Source organism: Actinomycetota bacterium, assembly GCA_005888325.1.
Taxonomy (GTDB): domain Bacteria; phylum Actinomycetota; class Acidimicrobiia; order Acidimicrobiales; family AC-14; genus AC-14.
This window is the reverse complement of record VAWU01000050.1, coordinates 47,821-55,373: the sequence shown is the minus strand read 5'-3', so window position 1 is coordinate 55,373 and position 7,553 is coordinate 47,821. Positions and strand designations below refer to the sequence as shown.

The window sequence follows — 7,553 nt, the reverse complement described above, 5'->3', positions numbered from 1 at the left end:
GCCGCCTTGAGACGCCATCTGGTGACGTTGTGCGGAAGCGCTCAGTCGAGGCGGATGATGCCCATGCGCACGGCCCGGAGGACGGCCTGGGTGCGGTCACGGGAGTCCAGCTTCTCGTAAATCGAGGCGAGGTGGTTCTTGACCGTCTTGATGCTGATGTAGAGCTTGGCGGCGACCTCCGACGTCGAGAGGCCGTCGGCCACCAGCTGCAGCACCTCTTCCTCACGCCTGCTGATGATGGGGTCGAGCTCCTCGGCCGGGGTGTCGGCCCGCTGTGCCTCGGCGAGCATCGACGCCGCCAGCTCGGGCGAGAGCGCGGTCTCACCGTTGGCCGCCAGGCGCACGGTCCGCACGACCTCGTCGGTCGAGCAGTCCTTCACGAGGTAGCCGGCGGCGCCCGCGCGGATGGCGCGGGCGAGCACCTCGCGGTCCGAGTGCATGGTGAGGATGACGACCGGGATCTCGGGGAGGTGATCGTGGAGCTGGCGGGTGGCCTCCACGCCGTCGAGCACGGGCATGGTGACGTCCATGAGCACGACGTCTGGACGCAGCTTGGCCGCCAGGCGCAGCGCCTCTTCGCCGTCGGCCGCCTCACCCACCACCTCGAGGCCCTCCTCCTCGAGGGTGCGTCGCAGGCCTTCGCGCAGCATGCGGTGATCGTCGGCGAGCAGCAGGCGGATGGTCATGCGGGTGCCTCCAGTCGGCAGCGAACGGTGGTGCCTCGCTCCGGCGCAGAGTCGATGTCGATGCGGGCGCCGACCGCATCCGCGCGTTCTCTCATGCCCGTGAGCCCGTAGGAGTCGAGGCGGCCGGCGTAGCCCGACTCGAAGCCTTCGCCGTCGTCTGCGACCGTCAGCTGGGCGTTCTGCCCGTCGCACTCCCAGCGGACGCTGAGGTGGGCGGCGTTGGCGTGGCGCTCCACGTTGGTTATGGCCTCCTGGGCGATGCGCCAGAGCTCCCGTTCCATCACGAGCGGGAGTCGTCCGGTGCTGCTGTGCCGGAACGTGATCTCAAGATCGGCCCGCTCTGCGACCCGCTTGAGGAACTCGTCGAGGGTCTCGGCCATGTCGTGCTCGTCGGTGACGTCGGTGCGGAGGTCGTAGAGCGTCTCGCGCACCTCGGTGACGACGGTGCGCACGTCGGTGCGTAGTTGCTCGAGCTCCGGGTGCACGAGCTCGGTGCGCGATCGCTTCGTGATGCGGTCGAGCTCGAACGCCAGGTAGGCGAGCGCCTGGCCGATCCGGTCGTGGATGTCGCGCGCGATGCGCGACCGCTCCTCCTCGGCGCCCATTGTGCGCAGGCGGCCGAACCACCGTGCGTTGTCGATCGCGAGCGCCGCGGGCTCGACGAAACCGTCGAAGAGGCCGAGCTCACGTCGCCCGAAGTGGTCGGGCGCCTGGTGCTCCAGGGCGATGAGGCCGACGAGGCTGTCACGCGCCCGCAGCGGGGAGTAGAGCCCCGATCGCGAGAGCTGGCCCAGGCCCGGTCCCTCGCCCGACGAGAGGTCGGCGATCAGGATGCTGCCCGCGCCCGCCGCGGCCGCACGCAGAGGCGGAGGGAGGTCGGCGTCGCGCAGCGTCAGCTCGGGGCGCACGCCCTCGGCCTTGCCCAGGATCCAACCCGACGTCGCGTCGTCGCGCAGCAGCACTGCCGCGGTGTCGAAGTCGATGAGGTCGCGGAGCCTCGAGACCGTCGACGCCAGCACGTCGTCGAGGTCGAGCGACGCGGGAAGCGTCTGCGCGACGCGGTGGAGCGAGAAGAGCAGCGCGTTCGCCTCGGCCAGCCTGCTCATGCGGTCGACGGCGAGGGTTCGGCGGGCCTCGACCTCGCCGAACAGGCGGCTCGCGTAACCGGCGACGAGCGCGACGAGCAGCAGCTCGACCGTCCACTGCGCGGTGTCGAGCTTGTTGAACGTGGCGGAGTTGTGCGTGAGGACGTAGTGCGGGACGGCGACGCAGAAGGCGACCGCGAGCGCAGTGCGCACCGCGAACGCAAAGCCCCGTGCGAAGCCCGCGGCCATGACCGCGGTGAGCAGGCAGAAGATGAACGGCGAGCTCCAGTACCCCGTGCCCACGACGGCCCACACGTTGAGGGCGACCTCGGTGAGCACCGCGACGATGCTCCAGAGCCTCCCGTCGTAGTAGTGGAGCGGCCGGAAGGTGCGCCACAACGCGTACCCCAGCAGCACCAGTCCCCAGATGAAGACGTCGAGCTCGTAGACCTGGCGGATGGCGGTGATGACGAGCCCGACGGTGAGCGTGCCCCAGCGGATGCCCGGGATCAGAGGCCAGAAGGGGGCCAGCCGGTCGGACGGCGTCAGCTCCATCTCCGGCATCCCCGTCGCCCTGCCGGCGCGCAGCGTGCGCACGGGCGGCAGCGCTTCGGCGCCCGGTGGGTCGCGGTGAACAGGACCGCGCTCGCGGCTTGGATCGGTGCGTTGACGGGCTATGGCGGTGCCACCTCTCCTCCGAGGCTACGTCGTCGCGAGCCGGGGTCCTGGAGCGTCGGTTCGGCGGGTCGAGGCGCGGGGTTGAGCCTCACGCGCCGGATCCCTTGCCGGAGCGCGCCGGGGGGGCGCTGGCCGTGGTTCCGGCGCGGAGGTGGGCGAACTCGGGCAGGAGGCGGAACGGCACCGCGACCCGGCCCGGGTCCTCGCCGGCCTGGGTGAGCTCGTCGAGGTGCACCTGCCCCAGGAAGCGGCCCGCCTCGGTCAGGTAGCCGACGCGCTCCGGGTCCACGCCCATGGCCTGGGCCGCGGTGGCGTCGGTGGCCACCGGATCGGTGCCGAACACCAGGAGCCCGGCGTTCTTGCGCTCACCGCTGATGGGCCCGTTGCCGTCCATGCCGACGATGCCGTCGACGATCGCGATGTCGGGGCGCACGGCGGCGGCGACGTCGACGATGCTCTGCTCGAGCCCCGCCCAGTGCAGGACGTTCTTGGGCCACCCGTACACCCGCCCCGGCACGCACCCGAAGCAGTTCTTCAGCGAAAGGGTGACGCCTCCCCAGTGATGGGTCTTCATCTTCGGCATCGACACGACGACGTCACTCCGGACGACGACATCGGGGAGCCACAGCTCCCGCAGGTCGGTGAAACGGGATTGCAGCGGCCGGCGCACGAGCGGGGCGGTGTTGAGGTCGACGAACGGGGCCTCGACCGCGCGGAGGGCGTCGAGCAGCCCGGACCGGCTCACGACGTACTCCGTGTCGCGGCGATGGCCGGGCCCCTCGCCCACGCTCACCGATGCCGCGCCGAGACGCCGGAAGGCGACCACGGCGGCGGCCACGAGGCGGGGGTCGGTGTTGATGGCGGTCAACGGGTCGAACTCGACGAGGTTGGGCTTCAGGAGCACGGTCTTCCCGCGCACGTCGGCGCCCACCTGGCGCAGGCCGTCGGCGACGACGGCCTCGAGGTCGCGGTCGTAGGAGGTGGCCCGAAGCACCGCCACCCGTGAGCGGCCGACAGGTGGGAAGGCCGACCGGTCCCACGGGCGTGCCGGGTGCTGGAGCAGCCTCGCGCCCACCAGTCCCGCGGCGGCGACCCCGAGGCCGACCTCGGCCGTGCGGAGCAGGAAGGTGCGGCGGTCCATGCCCGGGGTCGCGGACTCCTCGTGGTCTCCGGGGCCGGTCGGCGTGCTCATGGCTCGCCGCCGACCCGCAGCCGCTCGAGACCGGGCCCGGTCGCGAGCGCGGCCCACGCCGTGGCGGCCACGTCGCCCAGGAAGGCGGTCGCCGCGAAGCGGGCGGCCAGCGCGTCCTCCAGCTCGGCGGGCGGCTCGCCGCCAGTGAGGCGCAGCGCGGCGAGGGTGAGCGCGAGCGAGAGGCCGCCCTGCTCGTCGATGGCCCGCTCGAGCAGGATGCGGCGGCCGCGCGCGAGCAGGTCGGGCTGGGCGCCCTGCAGCGCGAGCACGGCGGCCGCCGTCGTCTGCACGAAGGGCGCGAGGGCTTCGCCGTAGACGACGCGGTTGCCGTAGTTCCAGCCGCCGCCGACGCACTCCCGGTCGGCGAGCACGCGCAACCCGTCCGCGATCTCGGGCGCGGCGGGGCGCAGCCGACGGAGGGCGAGCACGGCCCATGCGGTGGGCTCCACCCATCCGAAGGTGGTGGGCGTCCAGCCCCACCCCCTCGTGGCGGTGTCGTGGGGCACGAGCCGGTCTGCCGCGGCGCGCCGGGCGCGGAGCCTCGGCAGCACGGCCAGGGCCCGATCTCGGGCGGGACCGGGGTCGAGCGCGAGGGCCGCCAGCGCGGTCGCCGAGGTGCTCTCCACCGGGCCCGGCACCACGGTGAAGCGTCCGTCCCGGTGCTGGTGGTCGGCCAACCAGCCGCGCCCGGCGGGGTCGTCGAGCGCCAGCGCGGCGACTGCCGTCGGTTCGGCCTCGGCGGCCTGGCCCGCACGGGGCCCGAAGCCGCCATCGGGCCCGCGCGCGTCACGCAACGCAGCGGCCAGGCGGTCGTGGAGCGCCGAGGACATCGGTTCCAGTGTGGACCGTCTCCGTCGGGTGACCGGCGCACCCTCGGAGGCGGTCCGCCCGGTAGGGTCCTCGCCCTGATGCTGGTGGTGGGCCTGACGGGCGGGATCGGCTCGGGCAAGTCGACCGTGTCCCGGCTCTTGAGCGCACGGGGAGCCGTGATCGTCGACGCCGACGTGGTCGCCCGCAGGGTGGTCGAGCCCGGTGGCCCGGCCTATCAGGGCGTGGTCGACCGCTTCGGGCCCGGCATCCTGGCGGCCGACGGCACCATCGACCGGCGCGCCCTCGCCGCCATCGTGTTCGCGGACCCCGAGGCCCGGGCCGATCTCGAGGCCATCACGCACCCGGCGGTGGGCGTGCTCATCAACGAGCAGTTGGCGGCGGAGGCCGGGACCGACCACGTCGTCGTGCTCGACGTCCCCCTGCTCGTCGAGTCGGGACGCACCGGGACGCCCGTCATCGTCGTCGACTGCCCGCCCGAGACGGCCATCCGGCGCCTGGTGGAGCAGCGGGCCATGGACGAGGCCGACGCCCGGCGGCGGGTGGCGGCCCAGGTCAGCCGGGAGGAGCGGCTGGCCCACGCCGACCTCGTGATCGACAACTCCGGGTCGCCCGAGGCGCTCGAGCACCAGGTGGACGCGGCGTGGGCCTGGATCGAGGGCCTGCGGGCCGCCGGCGAGCTGTGACGAGATGGCGATGATCCAGGTGCCCTATTCAGCCGGGGCCCGGGCCTTCCGAAGAGAAGGGCGGACGCCCGTCTCGGTGCGGGCACAGGGGAAAGAAGGCAGCAGTGGTCGGTCTCGTCTGGATGGCCTGGGTGCGAGCGACGCGGAGCGAACGAGGCGCGAGCCTGGTCGAGTACGCGCTTCTCCTGGCGCTCATCGCGATGGTGTGCTTCGCCGCCGTCAGCCTGCTCGGGAACAGCACGTCGACCAAGCTGAGCGACCTCGGCGGATCGCTCAGCGGGAGCTGACTCCGACCCACCCCGGGGGCGGCGCCCGTCGCTGACCGTTGTTGTCACACCCCCTCGGTAGCATCCACGGGGCATGCCGCCGTTCAAGGTCGTCTCCGACTTCGCCCCCGCCGGCGATCAGCCCAACGCGATCGAGGCCCTGGCCGAGGGCGTGCGCGCGGGGAACCGCTTCCAGACGCTCCTCGGCATCACCGGCAGCGGCAAGAGCGCGACCATCGCGTGGACCATCGAGCAGGTGCAGCGACCGACGCTGGTGATCGCACCGAACAAGTCGCTGGCGGCGCAGCTCGCCAACGAGTTCCGCGAGTTCTTCCCCGAGAACCGGGTCGAGTACTTCGTCTCCTACTACGACTACTACCAGCCCGAGGCATACCTCCCGTCGAGCGACACCTACATCGAGAAGGACTCGTCGGTCAACGACGAGATCGACCGCCTGCGCCACTCGGCGACCTCGGGCCTCCTGGCCCGGCGCGACGTCATCGTCGTGGCGTCGGTGTCGTGCATCTACGGCCTGGGCTCGCCGGAGGAGTACGAGCGCCAGATCCTCCGGCTGAAGATGGGCGCCCGCCACGACCAGCGCTACATCCTCTCGAAGCTGGTCGACATGCAGTACGAGCGGAACGACATGAACCTCGTGCGTGGCAAGTTCCGCGTGCGGGGCGACACGATCGAGGTGCACCCCGCGTACGAGGAGCACGCGGTACGGGTCGAGCTCTTCGGCGACGACATCGAGCGCATCAGCCGCATCGACATCGTCACCGGCGAGCACCTGGGCGAGATCGACGACCTCACGATCTTCCCCGCGACCCACTACGCCACGGGTGAAGACCGCATGAAGCGCGCCATCGCCGATATCGAGGTTGAGCTGCAAGAGCGCCTGGCCTGGTTCGAGAAGGAGGGCAAGCTGCTCGAGGCGCAACGCCTGCGCATGCGCACCCAGTACGACCTCGAGATGATGCGGGAGGTCGGGTTCTGCAGCGGCATCGAGAACTACTCGATGCACATCGACGGCCGGAAGCCGGGCGAGGCGCCGTACACGTTGCTCGACTACTTCCCCGACGACTACCTGCTCGTCATCGACGAGTCGCACGTCACCGTCCCCCAGCTCCACGGGCAGTACCAGGGCGACCGCTCGCGCAAGGAGACGCTGGTCGACCACGGCTTCCGGCTGCCGTCGGCCGCCGACAACCGGCCGCTGCGCTTCGACGAGTTCTACGAGCGGGTCAACCAGTGCATCTTCCTGTCGGCCACGCCGTCGCCCTACGAGATCCAGCAGGCGGAGGGGCGGGTGATCGAGCAGATCGTGCGGCCCACCGGGCTCGTCGACCCCGAGGTCGTCGTCAAGCCCACCAAGGGCCAGATCGACGACCTCATCGAGGCGATCAACGGTCGGGTCGAGAGCGGCCAGCGGGTGCTCGTCACCACCCTCACCAAGAAGATGGCCCAGGACCTCACCGACTACCTGCTCGAGATGGGTCTGCGCTGCCGCTACCTGCACAGCGAGGTCGACACCATCCAGCGCATCGAGATCATCCGCGACCTGCGGCTGGGTGAGTTCGACGTGCTCGTCGGCATCAACCTCCTGCGCGAGGGGCTCGACCTCCCCGAGGTGTCGCTCGTCGCCATCCTCGACGCGGACAAGGAGGGCTTCCTCCGCAGCGAGACGTCGCTGATCCAGACCATGGGCCGGGCGGCGCGCAACGTCGACGGCCAGGTGGTCATGTACGCGGACAACGTCACCGACTCCATGCAGCGGGCCATCTCGGAGACCACGCGGCGCCGCGGCGTGCAGCAGGCGTACAACGCCGAGCACGGCATCGACCCGCAGACCATCCGCAAGGCGGTCACCGACATCCTCGCCTCGCTGCGGCCCACCGAAGAGGCGCCCGTGCCCGGTCGCGGTCGCCGGTCGCGCTCGCGCGACAAGGTGCGGAGCGACTTCGCCGAGCTCCCGCACGACGAGCTGACGCGGCTGATCCAGACGCTCGAGGAGGAGATGCACGAGGCCGCCGGCGACCTGCGCTTCGAGTACGCGGCGCGCCTGCGCGACGAGATCCACGACCTGAAGCGGGAGCTCAAGCAGGTCGTGTGACGACCGCTCGGTCCCCGGC

The 7,553-nt window shown here is 71.5% G+C and carries 6 protein-coding genes; 3 read left to right on the top strand and 3 right to left on the bottom strand.

Annotation, left to right across the window (positions count from 1 at the left end; translation table 11 throughout):
• Positions 1 to 41 precede the first annotated feature (41 nt).
• The 3 genes from E6G06_15745 to E6G06_15735 all read right to left on the bottom strand — a co-directional run bounded on the left by E6G06_15745 (position 42) and on the right by E6G06_15735 (position 4,094).
• Positions 42 to 686, bottom strand: coding sequence for a response regulator transcription factor (locus E6G06_15745; protein ID TML88773.1), 645 nt, complete (start codon positions 684 to 686; stop codon positions 42 to 44).
• Entirely contained in the window at positions 683 to 2,368 is a 1,686-nt protein-coding gene (locus tag E6G06_15740; protein ID TML88772.1) for a GAF domain-containing sensor histidine kinase, read from the bottom strand. The genes E6G06_15745 and E6G06_15740 overlap by 4 nt, the downstream gene beginning before the upstream one ends.
• 169 nt (positions 2,369 to 2,537) lie before the next feature.
• Positions 2,538 to 4,094, bottom strand: coding sequence for a DUF362 domain-containing protein (locus E6G06_15735; protein ID TML88771.1), 1,557 nt, complete (start codon positions 4,092 to 4,094; stop codon positions 2,538 to 2,540).
• Positions 4,095 to 4,549: 455 nt separating this feature from the next.
• Between E6G06_15735 and E6G06_15730 the strand changes: the two genes are divergently transcribed.
• The 3 genes from E6G06_15730 to uvrB all read left to right on the top strand — a co-directional run bounded on the left by E6G06_15730 (position 4,550) and on the right by uvrB (position 7,534).
• Positions 4,550 to 5,155, top strand: coding sequence for a dephospho-CoA kinase (locus E6G06_15730; GenBank protein TML88770.1), 606 nt, complete (start codon positions 4,550 to 4,552; stop codon positions 5,153 to 5,155).
• A gap of 122 nt (positions 5,156 to 5,277) precedes the next feature.
• Positions 5,278 to 5,442: a Flp family type IVb pilin gene (locus E6G06_15725; GenBank protein ID TML88775.1), complete on the top strand. Its 165-nt coding sequence runs from the start codon at positions 5,278 to 5,280 to the stop codon at positions 5,440 to 5,442.
• A 73-nt stretch (positions 5,443 to 5,515) separates the two neighbouring features.
• Complete coding sequence (gene uvrB / locus E6G06_15720; protein ID TML88769.1) at positions 5,516 to 7,534, top strand: excinuclease ABC subunit UvrB; 2,019 nt, start codon at positions 5,516 to 5,518, stop codon at positions 7,532 to 7,534.
• Positions 7,535 to 7,553: the final 19 nt, after the last annotated feature.

Excerpts from the sequence above, each read along its gene's own strand:
- E6G06_15745 (TML88773.1), bottom strand. The coding sequence starts at position 686 with ATGACCATCCGCCTGCTGCTCGCCGACGATCACCGCATGCTGCGCGAA.
- E6G06_15735 (TML88771.1), bottom strand. The coding sequence starts at position 4,094 with ATGGGTGGAGCCCACCGCATGGGCCGTGCTCGCCCTCCGTCGGCTGCG.
- E6G06_15730 (TML88770.1), top strand. The coding sequence starts at position 4,550 with ATGCTGGTGGTGGGCCTGACGGGCGGGATCGGCTCGGGCAAGTCGACC.
- E6G06_15725 (TML88775.1), top strand. The coding sequence starts at position 5,278 with ATGGCCTGGGTGCGAGCGACGCGGAGCGAACGAGGCGCGAGCCTGGTC.
- uvrB (TML88769.1), top strand. The coding sequence starts at position 5,516 with ATGCCGCCGTTCAAGGTCGTCTCCGACTTCGCCCCCGCCGGCGATCAG.